Annotated in this window: 25 protein-coding genes, 1 tRNA gene and 1 riboswitch; of the genes, 12 read left to right on the top strand and 14 right to left on the bottom strand. The window is 58.0% G+C overall.

Translation table 11 applies throughout. From position 1 onward, the window contains the following. Positions 1–49 precede the first annotated feature (49 nt). Positions 50–125, bottom strand: a tRNA-Lys gene (locus tag BM316_RS11950). 96 nt (positions 126–221) lie between these two features. Here BM316_RS11950 and dapF point away from each other — a divergent pair. The 4 genes from dapF to BM316_RS11930 are packed head-to-tail and all read left to right on the top strand — an operon-like array spanning position 222 to position 3553. Next, the gene (gene dapF, locus BM316_RS11945) at positions 222–1037 is read left to right on the top strand and encodes a diaminopimelate epimerase (RefSeq protein WP_375342240.1); all 816 of its coding nucleotides are present in this window, start codon (positions 222–224) and stop codon (positions 1035–1037) included. Continuing rightward, positions 1037–2299, top strand: a complete 1263-nt coding sequence (mtaB, locus tag BM316_RS11940; RefSeq protein ID WP_090209456.1) for a tRNA (N(6)-L-threonylcarbamoyladenosine(37)-C(2))-methylthiotransferase MtaB — start codon at positions 1037–1039, stop codon at positions 2297–2299. Before dapF ends, mtaB begins: the two co-directional genes overlap by 1 nt. Further along, on the top strand, positions 2299–2937 hold the full coding sequence (locus BM316_RS11935) for a glutathione S-transferase (protein ID WP_090208765.1): 639 nt from the start codon (positions 2299–2301) through the stop codon (positions 2935–2937). Before mtaB ends, BM316_RS11935 begins: the two co-directional genes overlap by 1 nt. A 13-nt stretch (positions 2938–2950) precedes the next feature. Next, positions 2951–3553 (top strand): glutathione S-transferase, encoded by a 603-nt coding sequence (locus tag BM316_RS11930; protein WP_090208763.1) that lies wholly within the window; start codon positions 2951–2953, stop codon positions 3551–3553. On the opposite strand, the gene BM316_RS11925 is transcribed toward BM316_RS11930, so the two are convergent. Continuing rightward, complete coding sequence (locus tag BM316_RS11925) at positions 3550–4197, bottom strand: outer membrane protein (protein WP_090208760.1); 648 nt, start codon at positions 4195–4197, stop codon at positions 3550–3552. The two genes, BM316_RS11930 and BM316_RS11925, sit on opposite strands and share 4 nt — an antisense overlap. A gap of 415 nt (positions 4198–4612) precedes the next feature. Here BM316_RS11925 and petA point away from each other — a divergent pair, with 415 nt between their 5' ends. Genes petA through BM316_RS11910 form a run of 3 tightly spaced genes read left to right on the top strand, consistent with a single transcriptional unit; the run spans position 4613 to position 7406 of the window. Beyond that, entirely contained in the window at positions 4613–5170 is a 558-nt protein-coding gene (gene petA, locus BM316_RS11920) for a ubiquinol-cytochrome c reductase iron-sulfur subunit (protein WP_090209453.1), read from the top strand. A gap of 12 nt (positions 5171–5182) precedes the next feature. Further along, positions 5183–6532, top strand: coding sequence for a cytochrome b (locus tag BM316_RS11915; RefSeq protein WP_090208758.1), 1350 nt, complete (start codon positions 5183–5185; stop codon positions 6530–6532). Positions 6533–6548: 16 nt separating this feature from the next. Further along, on the top strand, positions 6549–7406 hold the full coding sequence (locus BM316_RS11910) for a cytochrome c1 (protein WP_090209451.1): 858 nt from the start codon (positions 6549–6551) through the stop codon (positions 7404–7406). 32 nt (positions 7407–7438) lie between these two features. On the opposite strand, the gene BM316_RS11905 is transcribed toward BM316_RS11910, so the two are convergent. From BM316_RS11905 to thiB, 3 genes are read right to left on the bottom strand one after another with little or no spacing between them, the layout of a single operon-like run. Beyond that, on the bottom strand, positions 7439–8161 hold the full coding sequence (locus BM316_RS11905) for a thiamine ABC transporter ATP-binding protein (RefSeq protein WP_090208755.1): 723 nt from the start codon (positions 8159–8161) through the stop codon (positions 7439–7441). Beyond that, complete coding sequence (locus BM316_RS11900; protein ID WP_090208752.1) at positions 8148–9677, bottom strand: ABC transporter permease family protein; 1530 nt, start codon at positions 9675–9677, stop codon at positions 8148–8150. Before BM316_RS11900 ends, BM316_RS11905 begins: the two co-directional genes overlap by 14 nt. Then, positions 9653–10648 carry a thiamine ABC transporter substrate binding subunit gene (gene thiB, locus BM316_RS11895; protein ID WP_090208751.1) on the bottom strand — a complete coding sequence of 332 codons (996 nt, stop codon included), beginning with the start codon at positions 10646–10648 and terminating at the stop codon, positions 9653–9655. Before thiB ends, BM316_RS11900 begins: the two co-directional genes overlap by 25 nt. A 36-nt stretch (positions 10649–10684) precedes the next feature. Further along, positions 10685–10786, bottom strand: a riboswitch (TPP riboswitch). Between the two features lie 92 nt (positions 10787–10878). Here thiB and aroC point away from each other — a divergent pair. After that, positions 10879–11985, top strand: coding sequence for a chorismate synthase (aroC, locus tag BM316_RS11890; RefSeq protein ID WP_090208748.1), 1107 nt, complete (start codon positions 10879–10881; stop codon positions 11983–11985). Here aroC and BM316_RS11885 read toward each other — a convergent pair. From BM316_RS11885 to BM316_RS11850, 8 genes are all read right to left on the bottom strand, one after another. Beyond that, positions 11982–12845, bottom strand: coding sequence for a DMT family transporter (locus tag BM316_RS11885; RefSeq protein ID WP_090208745.1), 864 nt, complete (start codon positions 12843–12845; stop codon positions 11982–11984). The two genes, aroC and BM316_RS11885, sit on opposite strands and share 4 nt — an antisense overlap. After that, on the bottom strand, positions 12845–13804 hold the full coding sequence (locus BM316_RS11880; protein ID WP_090208742.1) for a DUF808 domain-containing protein: 960 nt from the start codon (positions 13802–13804) through the stop codon (positions 12845–12847). Before BM316_RS11880 ends, BM316_RS11885 begins: the two co-directional genes overlap by 1 nt. A gap of 133 nt (positions 13805–13937) precedes the next feature. Then, the gene (locus BM316_RS11875; protein ID WP_090208739.1) at positions 13938–14228 is read right to left on the bottom strand and encodes an HU family DNA-binding protein; all 291 of its coding nucleotides are present in this window, start codon (positions 14226–14228) and stop codon (positions 13938–13940) included. Between the two features lie 132 nt (positions 14229–14360). Further along, positions 14361–15836 (bottom strand): AMP nucleosidase, encoded by a 1476-nt coding sequence (locus BM316_RS11870; protein WP_375342242.1) that lies wholly within the window; start codon positions 15834–15836, stop codon positions 14361–14363. Positions 15837–15838: 2 nt separating this feature from the next. Further along, positions 15839–17638 carry an adenine deaminase gene (gene ade / locus BM316_RS11865; RefSeq protein WP_090208734.1) on the bottom strand — a complete coding sequence of 600 codons (1800 nt, stop codon included), beginning with the start codon at positions 17636–17638 and terminating at the stop codon, positions 15839–15841. Positions 17639–17678: 40 nt separating this feature from the next. Continuing rightward, positions 17679–18158 (bottom strand): tryptophan-rich sensory protein TspO, encoded by a 480-nt coding sequence (gene tspO, locus BM316_RS11860; protein ID WP_090208731.1) that lies wholly within the window; start codon positions 18156–18158, stop codon positions 17679–17681. Between the two features lie 31 nt (positions 18159–18189). Further along, entirely contained in the window at positions 18190–19212 is a 1023-nt protein-coding gene (gene crtB, locus BM316_RS11855) for a 15-cis-phytoene synthase (protein ID WP_090208728.1), read from the bottom strand. Beyond that, complete coding sequence (locus tag BM316_RS11850) at positions 19209–20747, bottom strand: phytoene desaturase (RefSeq protein ID WP_090208725.1); 1539 nt, start codon at positions 20745–20747, stop codon at positions 19209–19211. Before BM316_RS11850 ends, crtB begins: the two co-directional genes overlap by 4 nt. A 105-nt stretch (positions 20748–20852) precedes the next feature. Here BM316_RS11850 and crtA point away from each other — a divergent pair, with 105 nt between their 5' ends. Genes crtA through bchO form a run of 4 tightly spaced genes read left to right on the top strand, consistent with a single transcriptional unit; the run spans position 20853 to position 25025 of the window. Further along, positions 20853–21554, top strand: a complete 702-nt coding sequence (gene crtA, locus BM316_RS11845) for a spheroidene monooxygenase (RefSeq protein ID WP_090208722.1) — start codon at positions 20853–20855, stop codon at positions 21552–21554. Further along, the gene (bchI, locus tag BM316_RS11840; RefSeq protein WP_090208721.1) at positions 21551–22555 is read left to right on the top strand and encodes a magnesium chelatase ATPase subunit I; all 1005 of its coding nucleotides are present in this window, start codon (positions 21551–21553) and stop codon (positions 22553–22555) included. The genes crtA and bchI overlap by 4 nt, the downstream gene beginning before the upstream one ends. Next, a complete protein-coding gene (locus BM316_RS11835; protein WP_242649888.1) occupies positions 22548–24179 on the top strand; it encodes a magnesium chelatase subunit D in 1632 nt (543 codons plus the stop codon). Before bchI ends, BM316_RS11835 begins: the two co-directional genes overlap by 8 nt. A 3-nt stretch (positions 24180–24182) precedes the next feature. Then, a complete protein-coding gene (bchO, locus tag BM316_RS11830; protein ID WP_090208716.1) occupies positions 24183–25025 on the top strand; it encodes an alpha/beta fold hydrolase BchO in 843 nt (280 codons plus the stop codon). Between the two features lie 49 nt (positions 25026–25074). Here the strand turns inward: bchO and BM316_RS11825 are convergent, their stop codons facing one another. Further along, complete coding sequence (locus BM316_RS11825; RefSeq protein ID WP_090208714.1) at positions 25075–25563, bottom strand: c-type cytochrome; 489 nt, start codon at positions 25561–25563, stop codon at positions 25075–25077. Positions 25564–25671: the final 108 nt, after the last annotated feature.

Genomic DNA, 25671 nt, shown 5'->3' with positions numbered 1-25671 from the left:
ACGCCAAGAAGCAGCATGAGCACTCGTTGCGCCAACGTCGTGAGGAAAGTGGTGAGCCGTGATGGGTTCGAACCATCGACCTACTGATTAAAAGTCAGTTGCTCTACCAACTGAGCTAACGGCCCACTAGGGGCGCTATCTAGAAACCTGCGCTTGCGCGGTCAACCCCCAAATGCTGCGCGGTGCTGGATTAGTTCATCCGCTTTCACTATATGGCCGCCATGACCGCAAACGACTCGAGATATCTGCCGTTTATGAAGATGCACGGCCTTGGCAACGACTTCGTTGTTGTCGACGAACGGGGAATCACCCCGCGCGTTGACGCGGCAATCGCCGTGGCTATTGCGGACCGGCATCGCGGGGTGGGATTCGATCAATTGGCCGTCCTTTCAGATACTGATCAGGCAGATGTGCATCTGACCTTCTACAATCAGGACGGGTCACTCTCGGCGGCCTGCGGGAATGCAACGCGCTGCATCGCGCGGCACCTGATGGACGAGACAGGCCGCGACGCACTGACCATCACGACCGATCGTGGCACGCTTTTCGCGCGGGAGGGTGGCGAGGGCCTGACATCCGTCAATATGGGGCACCCGCAACTTCAGTGGGACGAAATCCCGCTGGCCCGGGAGATGGATACATTGGAGTTGCCCATTGAGGGCGCCCCAACCGCCACCGGAATGGGCAACCCGCACTGCACGTTCTTCGTCGACGACGCCGAAGCCGTCGATCTTGAGGCGCGCGGCGCCGAGATTGAGCATCACCCGCTCTATCCGCAGCGCACCAATGTTCAGTTCGCTAGCCTCGTCGGCCCCGACCATCTGCGGATGCGGGTCTGGGAGCGCGGCGTGGGTGTGACCTTGGCCTCGGGTTCGTCGTCCTGCGCGACGGCTGTTTCCGCTGCACGGCGAGGGCTGACGGGCAGGGATGTGACCATCGACCTCGATGGCGGCACACTTCAAATCAACTGGCGCGACGATGGCGTTTGGATGACTGGACCAACGGCTCATGTCTTTGACGGGCAATGGCGTCTTTGATGACAAACAAAGCACCCATATTCTCGAACCACGGCTGTCGCCTCAACGCCTATGAAACGGAGGCGATGAAGGAACTCGCGACCGCCGCAGGCGTGGACAATGCGGTGATCGTGAACACCTGTGCAGTCACGGCTGAAGCTGTCCGCAAAGCACGGCAGGATATCCGCAAACTCCGCCGCGACCACCCTGACGCCAAGCTGATCGTCACAGGCTGTGCTGCCCAGACCGAACCGCAGACTTTTGCAGCGATGAATGAGGTGGATGTCGTCCTCGGCAATACCGAAAAGATGGAGCCCGCGACGTGGGCGGGCATGGCCCCCGATCTTATCGGCACGACTGAACCCGTGCAGGTCGACGACATCATGTCTGTGACCGAAACCGCAGGCCACCTGATTGACGGTTTCGGGACCCGCAGCCGCGCCTATGTGCAGGTCCAGAACGGTTGCGACCACCGCTGCACATTCTGCATTATCCCCTACGGTCGCGGAAACTCGCGGTCTGTCCCGGCAGGCGTTGTCGTGGACCAGATCAAGCGACTGGTGGATCGTGGGTATAATGAGGTCGTTCTGACAGGCGTTGACCTCACCAGTTGGGGGGCCGATCTGCCCAGCCAGCCGAAACTCGGCGATCTGGTCATGCGCATATTGAAGCTGGTGCCGGGCCTGCCGCGCCTGCGGATCAGTTCGATTGACAGTATCGAGGTGGACGAGAACCTGCTGTGCGCCATCGCAACCGAGCCGCGCCTGATGCCGCATCTGCATCTGTCGCTGCAACATGGCGATGACCTGATCCTGAAACGCATGAAACGCCGCCACCTTCGCGATGATGCCATCCGCTTCTGTGAAGAAGCGCGCAAGTTGCGCCCCGACATGACCTATGGGGCGGATATCATCGCTGGCTTCCCGACCGAGACCGAAGCGATGTTCGCCAATTCGCTGAAACTGGTTGAGGAGTGTGACCTGACCTGGCTGCACGTGTTCCCTTACTCAGCCCGCGAAGGCACACCTGCCGCACGGATGCCAGCGGTCAATGGCAAGGCAATCAAGGATCGCGCAGCACGTCTGCGCGCGGCAGGTGAAGCGCAGGTCGCCAAGCACTTGGCTGCCCAAACCGGCAAGACCCATCACATCCTTATGGAAAGCCAGCGCATGGGACGCACGGCACAATTTACAGAAGTTGTCTTTGACAGCGACCAACCCGAAAGCCAGATCGTCCGTGCGACCATCACGGGCGTCGCCGGCACGCATCTGACAGCTGCCTGATGGCTGATCTACCGATCCTTTGGTCCTTCAGGCGCTGTCCTTACGCGATGCGCGCACGCCTTGCGATCCAGTCGAGCGGCCAGCACGTTGCGCTGCAGGAAATCCTGCTCAAAGGCAAACCCGCACCATTCCTGGCAGCCTCTCCCAAAGGCACCGTCCCGGTGCTGCAAGACGGAGACCGCGTAGTCGAGGAAAGTCGTGACGTGATGCTGTGGGCGCTGGAACGGGCCGATCCTGAGGGCTGGCTGGACATGCCAGACGAGGGCTATGTGTTGATCGACGAGTGCGACGGCCCCTTTAAGGCGGCATTGGACCACACCAAGTATGCGGTTCGTTATCCTGACTTGGATGAGGCCGAGGAGCGCGAGAAAGCAATGCGCTTTCTGCGGAAACTTGAAACACGACTGCAACACACGCCGTTCCTGATGGGCCACAACCGCACGCTGGCCGACATGGCGATCCTGCCTTTTGTGCGCCAGTTCGCCAATACTGATCGCGAGTGGTTTGATGCCCAGGACCTGCCGGCTGTGACCAAATGGCTCGACGAATTTCTGACCACTGAGCGGTTTCGTGGCATCATGGTGAAATATCCACCTTGGCAGGAGGGGCAGGATCAGGTCATCTTTCCGCAAAGCTGAAAGGACGTATCTGATGAAACTGTTGATGTCGCCCCCATCGCCCTATGCGCGCATGATCCGCATCTTGATCCGCGAATTGGACCTCATGGACACCGTCGAGGAAGGGCAGATCACAACAACAGCGTTCAACTCCGCGCCCGAGATCATTGCAGCCAACCCGCTTGGGAAAATCCCGGCATTGGTACGCGATGATGGTCCGACGCTTTATGACAGTCGCGTCATCGCGCAATTCCTTAACGCTCATGCCGGGTCAGGCCTTTATCCGGAAAGCCGCAAATGGGAGGTGATGACGCTTGAGGCGACGGCAATCGGCATCATGGATTCCGCTGTCTCAATGTCTTACGAGACCCGCCTGCGGCCCGAAAGCCAACAGTCGCCCGACTGGATCGAAGCGCAGTGGGAAAAAGCTGCACGTGGCGTTAAGGCAGTGAACGATGTCTGGATGAGCCATCTGACCGGGCCAATCAACATCGGACACATCGCTATGGGATCGGCGCTTGCCTATCTGGATTTGCGCCACGATGCGCGGGGATGGCGGGAAGGCAATGATGCTCTTGCTGCCTGGCACGATGAATTTGCCCAGCGCCCTAGTATGACCGAGACAGTCCCCGCTTAGAAATTGAAGCTGACGCCCAAATTCACAGCGTTGGTAATAATGTCGGTTTCCAGTGTCCCCCCACCGGCGAGATCCGCGGTGTTGGACGAAAAGGTACCTTTATATTCACCAAACACCGACATGCTGTCTGAAATCGGAAGGCTCGCACCCGCGATCCACGTCGCTGCAGGTCCGGTCAGCTGATATCCGAAGGTCTCAGAGCCATTGGCCGTGACTTCGACATGGGGCATCGAAATACCGACGCCGCCTCCCACATAGGGCGTGACGTTTCCAACAACATCGTTCCACCGCCGATAGGCGTTGACCGTCAGCGTATTCAGACCGTCGGTGAACTCCAAAACCTCGTAGACGTCCGGCAGTGAATCTGCGACCGGATACACCTTGTTATGTGCGAAATCCACACCAATCCCGAATGTCGGTGACCGCCATTGGGTTGCGCGCAGTCCGTAGTAGGGGGGGGCATCGAATGAGCGGCCTTCCCAATCAAGCGAGAAGGCATCGTTCGAGATCGCACTATCACCACGAATCGAAATGTCGGACGCTGGCGCAGACTGGACGCCGCCATAAAAGCTGAGCTCAACCTGAGCGGCCGCCAAAGTCGGCGCCACCAGCAAGGCGATCCAAAGGGCAATAGCAGCTTTCATCACAATTCTTTCTGCGCGAGCGAGACCATCTAGGGGTATGACGCTGCACTGCAGCTTACAATCACCGTCCTTAAATAGCTTAACTGCTCTGATCAAAATGTGGCTGCCCTGACACAACTCCACGTGATATCAGTGAAAATCCGCCGAAAAATGCGTGCTGTTGGTGTCATTTCGCAGACCACAAAGCGCACAAGAACGGCGTCGATATCCTGTTAGCGATAACCGATTCTTCGCGCCTCGGGTCAGACCGTGGCTGGTTACGCCTTATTTATCAGATGTGTGGAGCCTGCGCCCGATTGTCCGCTGGACCTTGCGGTCTTTGCTAGCTAAACAGCGCGCAAATTGACCGTTGGTAACAGCGGTCTATTTATCGTGCGGGCATTTTGGCCCATCAAAAGAATCGGAGATGCATCCCGTGTCACATGCAGATGATCATCAGGGCACTCGCCGCGACTTTCTCTACTATGCAACGGCTGGTGCCGGCGCGGTAGTGACAGGCGCTGCAGTTTGGCCCTTGGTAAACCAGATGAACCCTTCGGCCGACGTTCTGGCGTTGGCATCGATCCGTGTCGATATCAGTGCTGTCGCGCCTGGCACACAGATCACAGTCCTCTGGCAGGGTAAGCCAGTCTTTATCCGGTCACGTACCGAAGAAGAGATTGCAGAGGCCCGCGCCGTTGACGTCAGCGACCTGCCAGATGCAGATGCAAACAACGAAAACATCGGCCCTGCGCCTGCAACCGACGAAAACCGCGCACTGACTGAAGATGGTCAGTGGCTGGTCCAGATGGGTGTCTGCACACACCTTGGTTGCGTGCCATTGGGTGATGCCGGTGATTTCCATGGTTGGTTCTGCCCTTGCCACGGCTCGCACTATGACACTTCGGGGCGTATCCGTCGTGGCCCAGCGCCGCGCAACCTGCCAATTCCTGTCGCGTCCTTCGTGGACGAAACAACAATTCAACTCGGTTAAGGAGAGCGATCCATGGCTGGTATCCCCCACGACCATTACGAACCGAAAACCGGTGGCGAGAAGTGGCTTCACAAGCGCCTTCCCATCGTAGGTTTGATGTATGACACATTGATGATCCCCACACCCAAGAACCTGAACTGGATGTGGATCTGGGGTATCGTTCTTGTTTTCACGCTTGTTTTGCAGATCGTCACAGGCATCGTGCTTGTGATGCACTACGTGCCGCATGTCGATATGGCCTTCCAGTCGGTTGAGCACATCATGCGGAACGTCAACGGCGGTCATATGATCCGCTACTTCCACATGAATGGCGCGTCGCTGTTCTTCGTGGCTGTTTATGCGCATATCTTCCGCTCGCTCTACTACGGTTCATACAAGTCGCCGCGCGAAGTGACATGGATCATCGGTATCCTGATGTACGTCCTGATGATGGGCACGGCCTTCATGGGCTATGTGTTGCCATGGGGTCAGATGTCCTTCCACGGCACTGCGGTTATCACCGGTCTGTTCGGCGCGATCCCATTTGTCGGTGAATCCATCCAGATCTGGCTGCTTGGCACGCCAAACGGCTCGATTGCACAGCCAGCGTTGAACCGCTTCTTCTCGCTGCACTATCTGCTGCCGTTTATCCTTCTGGGTCTGACAATCGTCCACGTGTGGGCCTTCCACTCGACGGGCAACAACAACCCAACCGGTGTTGAAGTGCGTCGCACATCGAAAGAAGACGCAGCAAAAGACACGCTGCCATTCTGGCCATACTTCGTGATCAAAGACCTGTTCGCACTGGCCGTGATCCTGGCTGTTTTCGTGGCAATCGTCGGCTTTATGCCAAACTACCTGGGCCACCCAGACAACTACATTCCGGCCAATCCGCTGGTGACACCATCGCACATCGTGCCTGAGTGGTACTTCCTGCCATTCTACGCCATCCTGCGTGCGTTTGACGGTGAAGTCTGGCTCGTGATTGCGGTCGAATGGCTGACATTCGGTATCGTGGACGCGAAGTTCTTCGGTGTTGTCGCCATGTTCGGTGCGATCGTCGTGATGGCGCTGGCACCATGGCTGGATACATCCTCGGTGCGCTCCGGTCGCTACCGCCCGATGTTCAAGTGGTGGTTCTGGCTCTTTGCGGCAAACTTCATGCTGCTGATGTGGGTTGGCGCCCGTCCGGCGGAAGGCATCTATCCGTATATCGCCCTGATCGGCGCGACATACTGGTTTGCCTACTTCCTGGTGATCCTGCCACTGCTTGGTGTGATCGAGAAGCCAGACGCACAGCCTGAAACCATCGAAGAAGACTTCAACGCCCACTACGGGCCGAAGGGCGATGGTTCCAAGCCAGCCGCCACTCCGGCCGAGTGAGAAAGGACAAAAACTGATGTTCCGTAAATTCACTCTTACTGCCGCAACTGCGCTTGCCCTGATGACAGGGCAGGCCATGGCAGCCGAAGTCGAAACAGAGATCACCGACTACGCATTCCCGTTTGAAGGGCCGTTCGGCAGCTTCGACCAGATGCAGCTTCAGCGCGGTCTTCAGGTTTACACTGAAATCTGCGCAGCCTGTCACGGGCTTGAGCTTGTTGCATTCCGTAACCTTTCTGACGATGGCGGACCTGGCCTGCCGGACGAACAGATGCGTGCCTATGCAGAGTTCTATGAAGTGTTCGATCAGTCGCTGTTTGACGGCGAAGGTGACTTCCGCCCTGCTACTCCGGCGGACCACTTTCCAGGCTCCAGCCTTTCGTCCGCACCGGACCTCAGCCTGATGGCCAAGGCACGCGCGGGCTTCCATGGCCCTTACGGCACTGGTCTGAACCAGCTCTTCAAGGGTATGGGTGGCGCTGAATATATCGCGTCCCTGCTGACCGGTTATCATGAGGAGCCAGAGTGCGCGCTCGAAGGTGAGCCGATGGACGGGTTCTACAACGTTGCTTTTGCGGCCGGTGGCTTCCCTGCAAGCTGCATCGACGACAAAGGCAAGCACATGGTGCCGGGTTCGTGGATTTCGATGTCTCAACCACTTTGGGGTGACGATGTCGATTATGCAGACGGTGCGCCAACAGACATTGAAGCCGTTTCGAAGGACGTTGCTGCATTCCTGATGTGGACAGCCGAACCGAAACTGGTTGCCCGTAAGCAAGCCGGTCTAACAGGTGTTCTGTTCCTGACGGTTTTGTCTGTGCTGCTATACCTGACGAACAAGCGTCTGTGGGCACCCCACAAGAACAAAGAATAGCGTAATTTACGCGATTAATTGAAAAGGCCCGCTCAGTTGAGCGGGCCTTTTTTGTCTTTCTTTCCGCCCAAATAGGCCGCTAGAGCCTCTGGCGGATTATCCAGAAGTGGTCCTGTCTCCACTGGCGGATGAACGATGCCATCTGAAACGACGATGGTTTGCGACGCGATACGCCGTGCATCAGCAGGATCATGGGTAACCATGATGACCGTCCGGCCTTTGGCTGACAATTTGTCTGCGACCAAATCAAGCATCTCATCCTTGAGCGCGGGGCCAAGAGCGGCGAAGGGCTCATCAAGCAAAACAATGTCACTTTGCGAAACAAGAACACGGGCTATTGCGACACGGCTTTGTTGACCACCCGACAGAGCACTCGGTTTGCGGTTTTCAAGTCCGGCCAAACCGACCTGACCCAGCGCGTCAGAAACACGTTCACGGTCATCTTGCGTCAATTTCAGGTCCGGTCTCAGGCCGAGCCCTACGTTCTGTGCAGCTGACAGATGCGGAAAGAGATTGTTGTCCTGAAACAGCATCGCAACGGACCTTTGACCGGGCGCCTTTCCGGTCATGTCCTTCCCAGCCCAAAGGATACGTCCTTGGGCTGGCGCGATAAAGCCAGCAATCGCGGCGAGAAGCGTCGATTTTCCGGACCCTGAAGGCCCGATCAACGCACTAAGACTGCCGGCCGCAACAGACAAATGCGCCTTGAGCCGAAAATCCCCTTGGCGCAGTTCCACCCGATCAAATGTCAGCATCGCTGCGCCCCCATTTGTCACACAGCCAGAACAGGGCAAAGCTCAGGACAAGCAACAAAAGAGCCGCACTCGCAGCAGCCTCCATTCGATAAGCCCCCATGAGCCGATACATCGCCAAGGGAAGTGTCTCCTCAGATTGGCCTGCAAAAAGTGTAATCACACCGAGATCCCCCATGGACAGTGCCGCAGCCAATCCGGCAGCAAAACCTAAAGGTCGCCGCGCACGGGGAAAAACCACCAACCGAACCCATGACCAGCCGCCCATTCCCAAACTTGTTCCCAACCTACCAAAGTCTTGCTGGATCGCCGCGATCGCTGGCGCGATCGCGCGCAAGGCAAAAGGCAAAGCCAAAGTTGCATTCACCAGCATGGTCACGAGCAGCGCCACATCTGAGGGGCGGGCGAACGGGAAGACAATAAGGAACGCACCGGTTCCGACGACCAGCCCTGAAGCGGCCAGTGGCAAGACGCCAACAACCGAAACAGCTATCCCTCCCTTGAGCGCCAAAGCGAAGGCCATCGCCGTACAAAGCAGCGAAGAACCGACCGCGACAAGGACGGACCGCATAGCCGCTGCCAGAATGCTTTCGGGCATGTCAAACATTCCTGGCAAACCGCGAAGGATAATCATCGCCAAGGGTATCAGAAGAAAAAGGGCGGCCGCTGCAATCCAGAGGAAATCGATCCATGGTTTCGGTGTGTCCCATCTTTGGACGACCCGATCCAATCCCGCACCGCTCAGGTTTTCTCCGGTGAGCCGCCATGCAAGCAATGCAGCGCCCACACAAAGGCCGAATTGGATCACTGCCAAAAGAGCGGCGCGTCCAAGATCAAAATCGAAGCGCAATGCCTGATAGATCGCAAGCTCGACCGTCGTGGCGCGCGGGCCACCACCCATAGTCAGCGCAACAGCAAAGCTGGTGAGACAGATCAGAAAGATAACAAGAAAAGTGCTCGGAACCACTGTTCGCAACATCGGCCATTCTAGCAGGCGACCAATCGGGGCGTTCAGGGTTGCGGCCAGCCTGAACCTTTCTGAAGGGATCGCCAACCACCCCTGCAGGATAAAGCGGATCGCTAGTGGCAGATTGAAAAAGACATGCGCCAGTACAACGCCCTGCAGCCCGAAGATCGAAACGGTCGGCAGGCCAATCGCCTCTAACCCGCTATTGAGGATGCCTCCGCGCCCAAACACCGCCAGAAGGCCAAGGACCGCGACGATCACAGGCAAAAGAAACGGCGCGCCAAGCAAGGTGATCAGAAATTGACGGCCCCGGAACTGACGGCGCGCCAGTGCGCGGGCGATAGGGATTGCCAGAACAACGCTGATTGCCGCCGACAGAAGCGCTTGCCAGACAGTGAACCGGATGGCAGCCCAGTCAGCGGGCGACAGACCGCCCTGCCACTCAGCGCGCCAAAGCACAGCCCCCAACGTGCCAAGTGTCAGCAAAAGAACCAGCCCCGCCGCAGCGATAGCTGGCACCCTTGAAGTTATTGGGACAGCGCGTTGCGCCATTCGTCCAACGCCGCATCACGGACGCTCGCCGCTTCCTCCGGCGATAGAAGTAGCGAAGCCTCAGGCGTCACCAAAGTTTCAAATCCAGCGGGCAGACCCTCTACAGGCACCACAGCCGGATACATCCAGTTGGTCGTCGGAATGACACTCTGGAATGCATCCGTCACCATGAAGGCGAGGAACTGGTCGGCCAGTTCCGGCTGGTCGGTGGTGGCAACTTTGCCCGCAACTTCGACCTGCATGTAATGGCCTTCGTCAAAGGCCCAAGCGACCTTGCTCGCGTCTTCTTCCGCGATCAGGTGATAGGCAGGCGATGTGGTGTAGGACAGCACCGCGTCGGCCTCGCCCTCAAGGAACATGCCATAGGCTTCGGACCAACCGGGAGTGACGGTCACGATGTTATCGGCGAGATCCGCCCAGACCTGTGCGGCGTCGTCACCGTAGGCAGCTTTCACCCACATCAGCAGACCCAGACCGGGCGTGGACGAGCGGGGGTCCTGAATGACGATGGAGGTGTCGCTTGCGGCCAGCTCGGTCAGCGAGGCGGGCGCCGCCGCATCGGCATTGGCGACAAAGGCGAAATAGCCCCAGTCAAAGGGCAGGAAGTCAGGGTCGGTCCATGCGATTGGCAGGTCCAGATCAGCCTCGACCCCATGCGGGGCAAAAAGGCCGGTTTCACGGGCCGCCGCTGTCAGGTTGGTGTCCAGCCCCAGCACGATATCGGCATCAGTGCGCGGGCCTTCCAACTGCAGACGGGCAAGCAGGGCCGCACCGTCGCCCGCGCCCACGAATTGCAGATCACAGGCACAGGTTTCCTCGAATGCTGCCTCGATCGCGGGGCCGGGACCCCAGTCGCTGGTAAAGCTGTCGTAGGTGTAGACTTGCAGCACAGGTGCATGACCGTCCGCCACGGCACCCGTGGCAATCAGGGCAAATCCCGCAACAGCTGGCAGATAGGTGGTGTTCTTCATCGTATCCTCCAAATGCGACGGGCGGATTTGGGGATAGCGGAATTGCTAAACCTTCCCTCCGCCGGTCTTAACCGGTTCAGGTTCAACGGGTCCGCGCGATACGCATCTCAGCCAGGATTGGCCCCCCGAGGTAGGGCTTAGGTAGAACGGATGCTGCGCCAAGACAAGGGAAACCTCTTGAGCCTTTTTGCCACCCCCGCTAGACCCGAACGGCAATTTGGAGAGATCTCATGTCGATCAACAGCTTCGGACATCTCTATCGCTTCACCACCTGGGGCGAGAGCCACGGGCCCGCTTTGGGTGCCACGGTAGACGGCTGCCCGCCCGGTGTGCCGCTGCAAGAAGCCATGATCCAGCAGTGGATGGACAAGCGCCGTCCGGGTCTGAACAAGAACACCACCCAGCGGAATGAACCTGACGCGGTGAAAATCCTGTCCGGCGTGTTCGAGGGCAAGACAACCGGCACGCCGATCCAGTTGATGATCGAGAACACCGACCAACGGTCGAAGGACTATGGCGATATCGCCAATACCTTCCGCCCCGGTCACGCGGACATCACCTATCACCAGAAATATGGGATCAGGGATTATCGCGGCGGCGGGCGGTCCTCTGCCCGTGAAACAGCCGCCCGTGTCGCCGCCGGTGGTGTCGCGCGCGAGGCGATCAAGGCAATCGCGCCTAATGTGCAAATCAAGGGCTACATGACCCAGATGGGTGCCAAGCAGATCGACCGCTCGCGCATGGATTGGGACCAGATCGACCAAAACGACTTTTTCTGCCCTGATGCAGAGGCCGCGAAAGAGTGGAACGACTACCTCGCGTGGCTGCGCAAGGATGATCACAACTCGGTCGGCGCGATCATCGAGGTTGTTGCACGCGGTGTCCCTGCCGGAATCGGTGCGCCGGTCTATGGAAAGCTCGATACCGACCTTGCTGCCGCGATGATGTCGATCAATGCCGTCAAAGGCGTCGAGATCGGCGAAGGCATGGCCGCCGCCGCCCTCACAGGCCGTGAGAATGCAGACGAGATTTTCATGGGGAACGACGGCCAGCCAGCGTATTCTTCGAACCACGCAGGCGGCATCCTTGGCGGCATCAGCACAGGGCAGGACATCGTCGTGCGCTTTGCGGTGAAACCGACTTCGTCGATCCTGTCCCCACGCAAGTCGATCCGCATGGACGGCACCCCGACCGAAGTGACCACTAAAGGGCGCCATGACCCCTGCGTCGGCATTCGTGCGGTGCCTGTGGGCGAGGCGATGATGGCCTGCGTGATCCTTGATCATCTGCTGCTCGATCGCGGTCAGACAGGCGGCGTGCGCGGCAAGATCGGCTAGGCCTGTTTCGACAGCTGCACGGCCAGAATGCCGCCTGCGATGATCACAACACCAATCACATCCAGTACGCCGATGGCTTCGCCCAAGAGCGCGGCCGCGATGGCGACGCCCAGAAACGGGTTAAGAAAGTGAAACGTCGAGGCCTTCACCGCCCCGATCCGCCCCACCAAGACGAACCAGACCCATGTCGCCGCCAGCCCGGGCACCAGCGTCGTGTAGATGAACGCAACGATCAGTTGCCAGTTCAGGGTCACGTCCAAAGTCTCGAAAGCGAGTGCTGGCACCCAAAGGATCGCGCTGCCGACCAGCATTTGTAGCCCTACGATCATCAGAACATTGCCGCCTGAGGACGCACCAAGAACAGCCAATGTCGCGATTGTCAGCGAGACCACACCAATCACGCAAAGGATGATCCCATAGAGGTCGGCGCCACCTTGCAAGCGCGCGCCCATGATCAGACCGACCCCGACAACCCCCGCAATCAGACCGGCAATGCCCAGAGGCCGCACACGGTTCCCGAAGACCAGCCAACCGGCAATCGCCACAAGCAGCGGCATTGTCGATGCAATGATAGCTGCCAGCGATGCCGGAACGGTCTGCATCGCAACAAAATTGAGGCCAAGATAGAGGGCATTTTGACAAAGCCCGAAGATCACGACGCCTAGCCATTGCTTGCAAGTCAGTCTGGCGGACTGGCCGAGCGCCAGCGCAATCACAACACCAAGAAGCCCTGAAATGAGAAACCGTAACGCCAGTGCAGAGAGTGGCGGCGCATATTCGACGATCACCCGCGCAGAGGTAAAGGCTGATGACCACATAAATGCGAACGCCAGCCCCATCATGATCGCTTTGACATCCATTAGTGCGGTTGCGGTGACTTCTCAGGGAACAATCGTCCCATAACCGGAACGAGACCTTTTGTTACGACCGGAATGAGCAACAGTCCGAAAACGAGGCCAAGCAATCCATCAAGCCCTGCGGTGATCGCCCATTTTACAAAGCCTGAGGTTCCACCGTAGTCCTCTGCCACATGCTTGATCGTCTCGTATGGCAAATGCCATCCCAAATCATGCAATCCATGAACAATGATGCTTCCGCCGACCCAAAGCATGGCAATGGTGCCAATAGTGGCGATTGCCACCATGACACTCGGCATCGCCTTTACGATGGCTCGGCCAAGCTGACGTGTTGTCGCCAAGCGGCCTTGCTTGGCCATAAGAAGTCCAGCATCGTCAGCTTTCACAAGAAGGGCAACTGCACCATAGACCAAGGCAGTGATACCAATCGCAACAGCGCCGAGTGCTGCAAGCTTGATCCAGAAGACATCTGAATCGATCTGCGACAGGGAAATCGTCATGATTTCAGCCGAAAGGATGAAATCTGTTTTGATCGCCCCTTTGACACGTTGCTCCTCAAGATGTGCTGCATCCAGCGTTTCGGCCTGCTGGGGGCCATGTTCCTTGTGCGGCACAATCAGATGCCAGACCTTTTCGGCCCCTTCAAAACAGAGATAGGCCCCTCCAATCATCAGTAGAGGCGTCAGAAGCCACGGCAAAAACGCATCCAGCAGCAAAGCTGCGGGCAGCAAGATGACAAGCTTGTTGAAGAATGAGGCGCGCGCAATTTTCCAGACGATGGGAAGTTCTCGTGCCGCTGGTAGCCCGGTCACGTATTTCGGGGTGACAGCCGCGTCATCAATCACAACACCTGCAGCCTTGGCACCAGCCTTGCTGGCTTGTGCTGCGATATCGTCCAACTGGGCCGCTGAGAGTTTGACGATAGCTGCAACGTCGTCAAGAAGCGCGAGTAATCCACTCATGGCAAAGTCCCCCTGTTTAGACGACTAACCGCCGGCCGATTGGAATTGTTCCGAAACTTATCCCAAATGAGCCCAAAGAAAAGGCCGCCCATAGGCGGCCCTTTGCGTCATTGCTCAGACCAAGTGGTCCAGCTTAGCCGTTTACGCTGTCTTTCAGCGCTTTGGCGATCGTCATCTTGACGACCTTGTCGGCTTCTTTCTTGATCTGCTCACCGGTGGCAGGGTTGCGCACCATACGCTCCGGACGCTCACGGCAGTAGATCTTGCCAACACCAGGGAGGGTTACTGCGCCACCGCCGGACACCTCTTTCGTGATGATATCGGTCAGTGCGTCGATCGCGCCACCTGCAGATTTCTTGTCCATGCCTGTTTCATCGGCCAGCGCAGCTACCAGCTGTGCTTTTGTCATTGGTTTTGTCGCCATTCGACTGTTCTCCCTCATTCGCCCTATAATTTGGGCCCGTTGCTTGAACATTTAACGGTATCTTGTGTGACACCACAACGATTAGCTGCACAAAATAAGGGGTTTTCGGCAGTTTTTTGGTGATTTTTGTCGCTAGAGGAAGGCGGTCTCTTCAAAACTCCGAAGTTTCCGGCTGTGAATGCGTTCCAACGGCATCTCTCGCAGGCGTTCCATCGCACGAATACCGATCATCAAATGGGCGGCGACCTGCGTTTTGTAAAACTCGGATGCCATTCCGGGCAGCTTCAGTTCACCATGCAATGGTTTGTCGCTGACGCAAAGCAATGTCCCGTACGGAACGCGGAAGCGGAAACCATTTGCGGCAATCGTGGCGCTTTCCATATCCAAGGCAATGGCCCGCGATTGCGAAAGACGCTGAACAGGTCCAGCTTGCTCTCGCAGCTCCCAGTTTCGGTTATCAATCGTAGCAACCGTTCCTGTACGCATGATGCGCTTGAGCTCATACCCTTCCAGCTCTGTCACATCCGCCACTGCCGTTTCCAGTGCGATCTGTATCTCGGCCAGCGCCGGAATCGGCACCCAGACCGGCAAGTCATCATCGAGAACATGATCTTCGCGCAGATAGGCGTGCGCTAGGACGAAATCGCCCAATCGCTGCGAATTTCGCAGACCGGCGCAATGGCCGACCATTAACCACGCATGCGGCCGCAAGACGGCGATATGGTCAGTTGCGGTTTTTGCGTTTGAGGGGCCGACGCCGATATTGACCAGCGTGATGCCCGCTCCGTTTGCGCGTTTCAGGTGATATGTCGGCATTTGCGGCAGCTTGGCCGGCACAGGCAATTGCGCGTCCGGCTCTGTGATCTCGACATTCCCTGTGCTGACAAAGCTGGTGTAGCCACTGTCTTTGTCGGCCAGCATGTGGCGGGCATAGGCCTCGAATTCTTCCACATAGAACTGGTAGTTGGTGAAAAGCACGTGATTTTGAAAGTGCTCTGGTGCCGTCGCCGTGTAATGCGCAAGTCGCGCGAGCGAGTAGTCAATGCGCTGTGCCGTGAACGGAGCAAGTGGACGCGCGCCGTCAGGATATGTGAAACCCTCACCGTTGACGATATCGTCATGGGTCGTGCTTAGATCCGGAACGTCAAAATTGTCGCGCAGGTTGAACTCCATCGAACCGTCTTGTGGAACGGTCAGGCCGGGATCGTTCGCTGCCGCAAAATGCACAGGCATTTCGGTGGTCGAGGCGCCAACAACCACGGGTACCCCATGGCTTTTCATCAAGAGCCCGATCTGTTGCTCAAGATAAGACGCGAACAGGTCCGGCCGCGTGACTGTCGTCGCATAGGTGCCGGGCTCGGCGACATGGCCGAACGAGAGGCGGTTGTCCATTTTTGCGTAGGTTGTCGTTGTCAGGCGAATTTCCGGATAGTAGGCCCGAATGCGGCTCGCAGGCTGGCCTTCGCGAAGCGCCTTGGCAAAACCGTCCGACAAGAAGTGGACAGCGGTGTGGTAGAGTTCCTGCAGACGCGCAACTGCTGCCTTGGGATCTGTGAAACTTTCAGGCCCCGGCACGTCGGGTGTGCGTATCATTGCCTGCTCTGCCATATTCATGCGTTGTCCTCGAACAATTCTGTTATTTCAAACCTGTCAACATCCACGAGACCCAGATCAGAGATCCGTAACGAGGGAATGACAACAAGTGCCAGCAGCGAATGCTGCATATAGGCGTTATTGAGCGTGCATCCACAGGCTGCCATCGCTGCAACCATGCGGTCGGCCTGTGCTGCAACTTCAGCGGCAGGGCTGTCAGACATGAGGCCTGCAATAGGAAGTTCGACAAGGCTGATCTCTTCCCCGTCTTTCCAGATTGATACGCCACCACCGACCTTACCCAACCGGTTCGCGGCTGCCGCCATCATTTCCCGATCCGTGCCGACCACAATCATGTGGTGACTGTCATGCGCGACGGTGGAGGCCATCGCCATCTTGCCGGTATAGCCGAAGCCGGACACAAAACCGTTGGTCACAGCGCCTGTGCCACGATGCCGCTCAACAAGGGCGATCTGGTATGTGTCGCCTTCCCCCTCGACGAGACCGTCAACTACCGGCAGCTCAGCGGTCAAGGCCTGCGTCGGCGCCTGATTCTCAACAACCCCAATCACCTTGGCTTTGACGCTGTTCTTGCCTTCGGGGGCTGTAATGGCAAAGTCGGTCGCTGTCAGAACTTTACCTAGGTGCACCGTGCCTCGTGCATCAGCGGGCCAGTCGTAGTGGGGGCAGTTCACGGTTAGTTTGCCGTTCCGCGCGACGGTGACACCACGCGCGATCACTTCCTCGATTGGCAAGGTCGTGAGGTCCGAAGTCAGGATCACGTCCGCCCGCCGCCCGGGCGCGATGGAACCCAACTCGCGCTCCAGCCCGAAATGTGTCGCGGTATTGATCGTCGCCATCTGCAGCGCGATCACCGGATCGCAACCGCAGGCAATCGTGTGACGCACGACGCGGTTCATGTGGCCGTCGTTGACCAAGGTCCCCGAGTGGCAATCATCCGTACAAAGAATGAAATTGCGCGGGTCGAGTCCCTTTTCCGTCACCGCAGTGATCTGGCTCTCCACGTCATACCAGGCCGAGCCCAACCTCATCATGGACCGCATCCCGTTACGGACGCGCGCGATGGCGTCGGCCTCTGCCGTGCCTTCGTGGTCGTCAGCGGCACCGCCGGCCACATAAGCCGAGAACGCGACCCCCTTGTCAGGTGACGCGTAGTGCCCGCCGACGGTCTTGCCTGCGTTCATCGTCGCCGCCATTTCGGCCAGCATCTGGGGGTCGCCATTGATCACCCCGGGAAAGTTCATCATCTCGCCCAGTCCGATGATCCCCGGCCATGCCATGGCCTCGGCCACATCTTCGGCGCTGATCTCGAACCCTGTCGTCTCCAAACCCGGCGCGGATGGCGCGCAAGACGGCATTTGCGTGTAGATGTTCACAGGCTGCATCAGTGCCTCGTCATGCATCATGCGAACGCCGCGCAGACCGAGGACATTCGCTATCTCATGAGGATCAGTGAACATCGTGGTGGTGCCATGGGGGATCACGGCAGCGGCAAACTCGGCCGGGGTCAACATCCCGCTTTCGATATGCATATGACCATCGCAAAGTCCGGGGATCAGATAGCGGCCGTCAGCCTCGATCACGCGGGTATCGGGGCCGATGCAATGCGATGCATCAGGTCCGACATAGGCAAAGCGCCCTTCGGCGACGGCCACCTGCCAATCATCAAGAATTTCGCGGGATTGCACATTCACCAGCTTGCCGCCGCGAATGACAAGATCCGCCTTATCGCGGCCTGCCGCGACAGCGACCAACCGGGGGGCGCACTCGGCCCATGATTTGATGTGATGTTCCATCCCCAATGGTTTCACCGTTTTGGGGGACGTGCAAGAGGTCTCAGAGCGTCTGGAGCTTGAGGGGTTTCTGGTCGGGATTGAGACGCACCATGGACAGGTTCAGCGCTGCCGCGACCGTGACCCAAGCCATATAGGGGACAAAGGCCAGACCAGCCCAGATATCAAGCTGCCAATGGGTGATCAGACACCCCAACACCGCAAGCCAAAGCCCTGTCATGATCGGTAAAGAGGCTTTGAGGTTCCGCAAACCGAAAAAAACCGGCGTCCAGAGCGCATTGAAAGCTATCTGCATGGCCCAGAACGCCATCGCATAGGCGCTGCCTTCCAGCACGGCCACGCGCGCACCGGCAAACGACATCAGAAGATAGATCGTCGTCCAAGCAATGGGGAATAACCAGTTTGGCGGTGTCCATGATGGCTTGTTGAGCTGCTTGTACCATTCACCCGTCGGAAACATGGCGCCAGTGGCACCGGCGGCAAAAGTTGCCGCAAGAAAGATACAGAAAAGAATCCAGTCCATCGTCGTGCCTCCGTTTGGGCCCGTGCGATACTTAGGGCGTTGTCCTGCCCGATCCAACGCGCGCTTCGCGCGCCTTCAATTCAGCCAGCATATTCAGAACCGTCATCGGGCGCCCTGCATTGCGGCGTCCATGGCTGGCCGCGTCCACAAGGAACGCCACCTCATCCAATGGTCTTGCGTAAACAACCGCTGATCTTGGCATGATGACTGATCCGACTGTGCGGGCACCCGATTGCGCAAGCCATCCAAGCTTTTGTGCGACCGATGTATGCGCCCGCATTGAGATACTGTCGTATCCTTGACGCCTGAGTTGCGTGCCGATTCCCGAATAGATCAGCCTTGCCGCCCAAATCCCAGTGCGCGCTTGCAATGGCAAGACGTTGATCCCGGCCTCCGATCGGCGGTAGAGTCGCTCAGCCTCTGCCAGAAGACGTTTGACCATCCGGCGCACCTCGCTTGTCGGGAGCGGTTCACGCACGAAATTCACCGGGTCGATGCCCGCATCATGTAACCAGTCAAGCGGCAGGTAGATTCGCCCCATGCGCGCATCCTCACCCACGTCGCGGGCGATGTTGGTCAGTTGCATCGCGACACCCAGATCACAGGCGCGGGCAAGCGCATCGGGATCGCGCACCCGCATCAGGACACACATCATTGCACCCACGGCACTTGCCACACGCGCCGAGTAGTCGCGAACGCCGCTTAGACTGTCATAGCGACGCTCCGCAGCGTCCCATGCCAGCCCTTCCAACAAAGCCTCAGGCAAGGCGCGTGGCATATCGAAATCTTCGATAATCGCTGCAAAGGCGCGATCTTCAGGTGCATCTTTGGGCCGCCCGGCGTAGGCCGCATCCAACCGTTCTTGCAAACGAAAGACTGCTCCCGCCTGATAATCACCCTCATCAACCTCGTCATCTGCCAGACGGCAGAAAGCATAAAGAGCAAGTGCAGGATCACGCACTTTGGCCGGAAGCAATTTGGAGGCGGCATGAAACGAAAGCGACCCATGGCGGATTGCCTCGCGGCAGTGCTCAAGATCGTCAGGTCGTATCATTCCGCCGCAACCTTCATTTCGACAGGGACAGGTGCGTCAGGGACCATCTTGGCCAGTACCTCAGCCGAAGAAATCACACCGGGCACGCCTGCCCCGGGATGCGTGCCCGCGCCGACCAGATAGAGACCCTTGGCTTCTTCGCTGATATTGTGCGGCCTGAACCATGCTGACTGCAGGATCCGTGGCTCGATAGAGAAGCCTGATCCGTTAGGAGACAGGTATCGGTCGCGGAAGTTCTCCGGCGTCAGAACCATTTCGGTTGAGATACGCTCAGCAAAGCCCGGCAGCGTCTTCTCGACTTCTGCTTGGACCTTGGCTTTGTAGCGTTCTGCCTCGGCTTTCCAGTCAACCGGTTTGTCAAAACCCAAATGCGGCACCGGTGAAAGAACATAGAACGTGTCATCGCCCTCTGGCGCGACGCTTGGGTCTGTTTTTCCGGGGCGATGGATATAGAGGCTCATATCATCGGCAAGTTTGCCTTTGATGAAGATATCCTTGAGCAATCCCTCATAGCGCGGCGCATTTGTAATCGTATGGTGACCAACGTCTGGCCACATCTGCGCCGTGCCTTTGGTGCCAAAATACCAAACGAAAAGCCCCATCGACCAACGGCGAGACTTGAGCTTTGCATCTGTCCAGCGTTTGCGCTGTCTGTTGCGCAGCAGATGCTGATAGGTGTGGCCCGCATCCGCGTTGCTGACAATCAGATCGGCACGGATCTGCTCGCCCGTGTTCAGGCGCACGCCTTTGGCTGCATCATCTTGGACCAGAATCTCGTCTACTTCCGCACCTTGCCGGATCACACCACCTTGCGCCCTGACAATGCGTGCCATGGCCTTTGCGATCGCCTGGACGCCGCCCATCGCGTAGTGCACCCCGAACTCTTTCTCCAGGTAGGCAACAAGCGCATACATAGACGTCACGTGACGCGGATCGCCGCCGATAAAGAGCGGATGAAACGAAAGCGCCATTTGCAATCGGGGATCTTTTACACGGGCCTTTGCAAGGCCAAGGATTGACCGGTCTGCGCGCAGAACCGCGAATTCGGGAAGAACCTTGATCGTTTCCCAGAGCCTGTGCATCGGCTTGGCAACCATACCTTCGAACCCAACGACATAGCGGCGCTGGCTGTCCTTGAGGAACTTTTTGTAGCCTTTGACGTCACGCGGGCTGAGGCGCGCGACTTCTGCTAGCATTGCATCCGTGTCCTGACGGGCCGTGAAGGTTGAACCATCTTGCCAGCGGACCTCGTAAAAAGGATCCATCGGCCGCAGATCAATGTCTTCGTGAAAATTGCGGCCACAAGCCGCCCACAGGCTCTCATAGACCTGCGGCACGGTAATGATCGTCGGCCCGAGATCGAACCGGTGCCCGTCTTGCGTCACCGATGATCCGCGCCCACCTGGTAGGTCTAATCGGTCAAGAACCGTGACCGCATATCCTTTCGCGCCAAGTCGCATTGCAGCCGCCAACCCGCCAAGGCCGGCACCGATGACAATCGCTTGAGATGAGTCGTTTTCCATGTCCTTCGGCATGCGGACAGCGTAGTAGTGTAAACACAAGTTTACAATTAATATTGTCAATCACTTCCCAAAGCTCGAGTCATGTGTCAGGATTGACTGACAAGCCAGGGGTCACTCGTGACACAAACTGTAAGCCTCTCTTTCTACCGCTTCGCCGGCGCTGCTTCGCGTGTTTGGGCGTTAACGATGATGGGAGCGGCAAGGCTACCTTTGGCCCGTACACCCGACATTGGCTTTTGGAAGCTTTGCGGCTCTGGCACTGGCGAAGGTTTCACCCCCGTTCCAAACACAGCTGTTTACGCGATCCTCGCAACATGGCCGGATGCCGCAACAGCCCGCAAGCGCACAACCGAAGGCGTCTTTGCCCGATATATTGCGAAAGCAACCGAGACCTGGACGGTCTTCTTGCAAACCCAATCCGTTCGCGGTGCCTGGTCAGGACAATCGCCCTTTGCACCGACACAGGCTTCCGGCACGGGTGCGTTAGCGGCACTGACACGCGCAACGATCAAGCCCCATATTGCCGCCCGCTTTTGGGCTCGTGTGCCGAATATTTCAGAGGTCATCGGGCAAGATCCGAACGTCGCCTTCAAGATCGGCATCGGCGAAGTGCCAATGTTGCATCAGGTCACCTTCTCGATCTGGCCTGACGAAAAAACAATGGCCGGTTTTGCACGGACGGGCCCACACGCCGAAGCGATCCGTGCCGTCCGCGACGAAGGCTGGTTTCGCGAAGAACTATATGCCCGCTTCGCAGTCCATTCCGATCGCGGCACCTGGAACGGCACCTCGCCCCTCGCAAAGTTGGAGGCTGCATAATGCAACCATTCCCATTCTCAGCCATCGTCGGCCAAGACGAGATGAAGCAGGCGATGATCCTCACAGCCATTGACGGCAGCATAGGTGGTGTCTTGGTATTCGGGGACCGCGGTACCGGGAAATCTACTGCGGTCCGCGCGCTTGCCGCGCTGCTACCACCCATCAAGGCCGTGCGCGGCTGCCCTGTGAACAGCCAGTTCGCAAAAGATGTGCCTGCTTGGGCTGGACTCAAGGCTAAAAAGACCGAGGAAGCCCCCACCCCTGTCGTTGATCTGCCACTGGGTGCCACCGAAGATCGCGTGACCGGCGCGCTCGACATCGAGAAGGCGCTGACCAAAGGTGAAAAGGCGTTTCAGCCGGGCCTGCTGGCAAAGGCCAATCGTGGGTATCTCTATATTGATGAGGTGAACCTGCTCGAGGATCATATCGTCGATCTTCTGCTTGATGTGGCGCAATCGGGCGAAAACGTTGTTGAGCGTGAGGGTCTGTCAATCAGGCATCCCGCGCGTTTTGTACTGGTCGGTTCGGGAAACCCGGAAGAGGGAGAATTGCGGCCGCAATTGCTCGACCGGTTTGGCCTTTCTGTGGAAGTCGGATCACCGAAAGAAGTTGCCACACGTGTTGAAGTGATCAAACGGCGGGATGCCTTTGAAAATGACAACACGGCATTCATGCTGCGCTGGCAGGCAGAGGACGCGGCAATCCGTGACCGCATTCTGAAGGCCCGCCGTGCGCTGGGCAAAATCAAAACGCCGGATCAGGTACTCAATGATGTCGCAGAATTGTGTCTCACGCTTGGCTCAGACGGGCTTCGCGGTGAATTGACCCTTCTGAAGGCCGCCCGCGCCTTTGCAGCGTGGCAGGGTGACAGATCTCTGTCGAGGCACCATATCAAAGAAGTCGCGCCCATGGCCCTGCGCCACCGTTTGCGCCGTGATCCACTGGATGAAGCGGGTAGCGGAACGCGGGTCACACGCACCGTGGAAGACGTCCTTGGCTAACGAGAGTTGGCACCACGCAACTCTTGCGTTGCAATTGATCGCCATTGACCCAGGTCTTGGCGGCATCTGTATCAAAGCACGCTCAGGGCCGGTGCGTGAACGCCTTTCGCAGATGTTTCCTGCCGATGCGAGACGCATCCATCCCGCCATCTCGGACGAAGCGCTCTACGGCGGCTTGGACCTCTCTGCGACGCTTGCACGTGGCGAGCTTGTCAAAGACACGGGCTTGCTTTCAACGTCGGGCCCGTTGCTGCTGACGATGGCAGAACGCGCGTCGACTGCGCTCGCGGCGCGACTTGCCGTAGCCTTGGACACTAGCAACGATCACACGTTGATTGCGCTTGATGAAGGGGCTGAGCCAGACGAGGCGCTCAACCCAAAACTTGCCGAACGACTTGCATTTTTCGTGGACCTTTCGGATTGCGCACTGCGTGATTGCGATGAAATCAGTGTGCCGCCTCTTGCGGTTCGCGGGACCGCGACAATATCGCCTGACACGATCACGCAGATCACCCGGATCGCCGAAGAACTCGGGATCGACAGTTTGCGCGCACCCTTGTTCGCCATCCGCGCCGCCAAAGCACTTGCCGCGTTTAACCAGCGAACTGAGGTCATTGCCGAAGACGTTCAATTGGCCTGCGCAATGACATTTGCCCACCGTGCAACGCGGGTTCCGGAGGAGCCGCAGCAGGAAGAACAATCGCCGCCGCAGAACCAGTCCGATGAAAGCCAAGACAACGGCGACAATAACAGCCTTAACCTTCCCGATGAATTGCTGCTTGAAGCGGTTCGGGCGCTGCTGCCAGATAACCTCTTTGACCAACTTGCAGCACAGAAAGCCCGGGCAGGGCGCGGGAATGGAACGGGTGCTGCACGGAAAGGCAACCGTCGCGGCCGGCCCTTGCCGTCGCGGGCCGGTCGTCTCAGCGATGGGGCACGCATTGATATCATCGGAACACTGCGCGCAGCCGCCCCCTGGCAGACGATCAGGCGCAGGGCCACGGGGCGGGAAGGTCTGCACATCCATTCATCAGATATCCACATCAAGCGCTATGAGGAAAAATCAGATAGGCTGCTGATCTTCACGGTGGATGCATCCGGATCATCCGCGCTCACCAGACTGGCCGAGGCCAAAGGCGCGGTCGAGTTACTTCTCACGCAAGCTTATGCGCGCCGCGATCATGTCTGCTTGATTGCCTTTCGCGGGACAGAGGCCGAGCTGTTATTGCCACCAACGCGGTCGCTGGTGCAGACAAAACGGCGACTTGCGGCCTTGCCGGGCGGCGGCGGCACGCCACTGGCCGCTGGAATGCTCACAGCATTTGAGCAGTCTGCCCAAGCCGCGCGGCGTGGTTTAACACCGACGATTGCAATTCTGACTGATGGGCGTGCCAATATCGCCTTGGACGGGAGCGTAGACCGCAAGCAGGCGGCGGTTGATGCCCAAACGGTCGCAAAATCGCTCCGTGCCGCAGGCACTGATGCCATTATCATCGATACCGGCAACAGGCCTGAACCTGCGTTGCGCAACCTTTCCCAAATTCTTGACGGAGCTTATCTGCCGCTACCACGCGCTGATGCAGAACGACTTTCAAAGTCTGTCGCAACCGTGCTGGAAAGCTAGGCGATGCGCTGGCCCGCTGACGCCCACGATTGGCCGCTGTCTGACTACTCCCGCCGAATTTTGCACCGCCCACATCGCTGGCACGTCCAGGAGCATGGAGTTGGCCCCCTCATTCTGTTGATTCATGGTGCTGGCGGGGCCACACAAAGCTTTCGGCATCTCTTTCCGATTTTGGCCAAAACTCACCGTGTCGTCGCTGTTGATTTGCCCGGTCAGGGATTTACCCAGTTGGGTGCGCAGCAACGTTGCGGCCTCGATCATATGGCCGAGGACCTTTTGTCCCTTTGCCGCAATCAAGCCTGGAAGCCAGACATGATCGTTGGACACTCTGCAGGTGCTGCGATTGCATTGCGCATCTGGGAACTCGGTGCGCGGCCCGAGCATGGTGTGACTTGCATCAATGCTGCCTTGGGAAACTTCAAGGGTGTTGCAGGCTGGCTTTTTCCCATGATGGCAAAGGCCTTGGCCGTGACACCCTTTAGCGCAAGCCTTTTTGCCAATACTGCCACCCGCCAATCTGTGAAGAACCTGATCGAAGGAACGGGGTCAACGCTCGGCGCTGAAGGGATTGACCTCTACTATCGGCTGGCGACTGACGCAGGTCATGTAGATGCCACGCTATCGATGATGGCACAGTGGCATTTGGACGGGTTGCTCAACAGGCTCCCGCAGATCGAAACCAAGGTGCATTTGATCGCGGCAGAGAATGACAAGGCCGTTCCACCGCGAGTCAGTGCAGAAGCCGCCGCGCGCCTTCCTTTTGCCCGGCAAACAACTCTTCGGGGGTTGGGGCATCTCGCGCATGAGGAAAATGCCTTGGCGATTGCGGACCTCATCACCCAATGAAAAAGCCGCCGGACATCCGGCGGCTTTCTAACAAAAGAAGATGAGCGAATTAGCTGTCGCTGTCGCTATCTTCCATCTCACCGTCTTCCATCGCCTCATCGGCGCCAAATGTGGCGAGATAGGCATAAAGGTCATACGCCTGATCTTCCTGTCGGACCTGGTAGGCCATCTTGCCGCGTGCACGACGGTTATCGAGAGTTTCGCGAAGCCAACCGGTTGGGTCCTGAACATAGCCAACGAAAGCTTCTTCAGTCCAGACAGTGCCACCTTCGCCCAATTCGATAAGACCATCACTGTAGCGGAAGTCCTCGACCGAGCCGAGCGCACGGCCGGCAATGCCATAGAGGTTCGGACCTGTCCGCGCGTTGCGGCCGGCAAGAACCTCGCCAGAGGCATCAGCAACGACGTGGCAAGCCACACACTGACGGTTAAATTGCTCTTCACCTGCTGCGGCATCGCCAATCGTTGCGGCGTGACCGTCTGCAAAAGCCGGTGCGGAAAGAACAGCAAGGGCTGCTGCGATTGTATAACGTTTCATGATCGTCTTCCTTTTCGATCTGATTCTGTGACCGTTCGCCCCAGTCGGAGCGTAATGTAACGCAAGGTTGGCGATGGTCCACCCCTGCACCCAAAAGAATGCGTGAGG

Source organism: Yoonia litorea, assembly GCF_900114675.1.
Classification (GTDB): domain Bacteria; phylum Pseudomonadota; class Alphaproteobacteria; order Rhodobacterales; family Rhodobacteraceae; genus Yoonia; species Yoonia litorea.
Note: the sequence above shows the minus strand (reverse complement) of the source record. Positions and strands in the feature narration are given on the sequence as shown.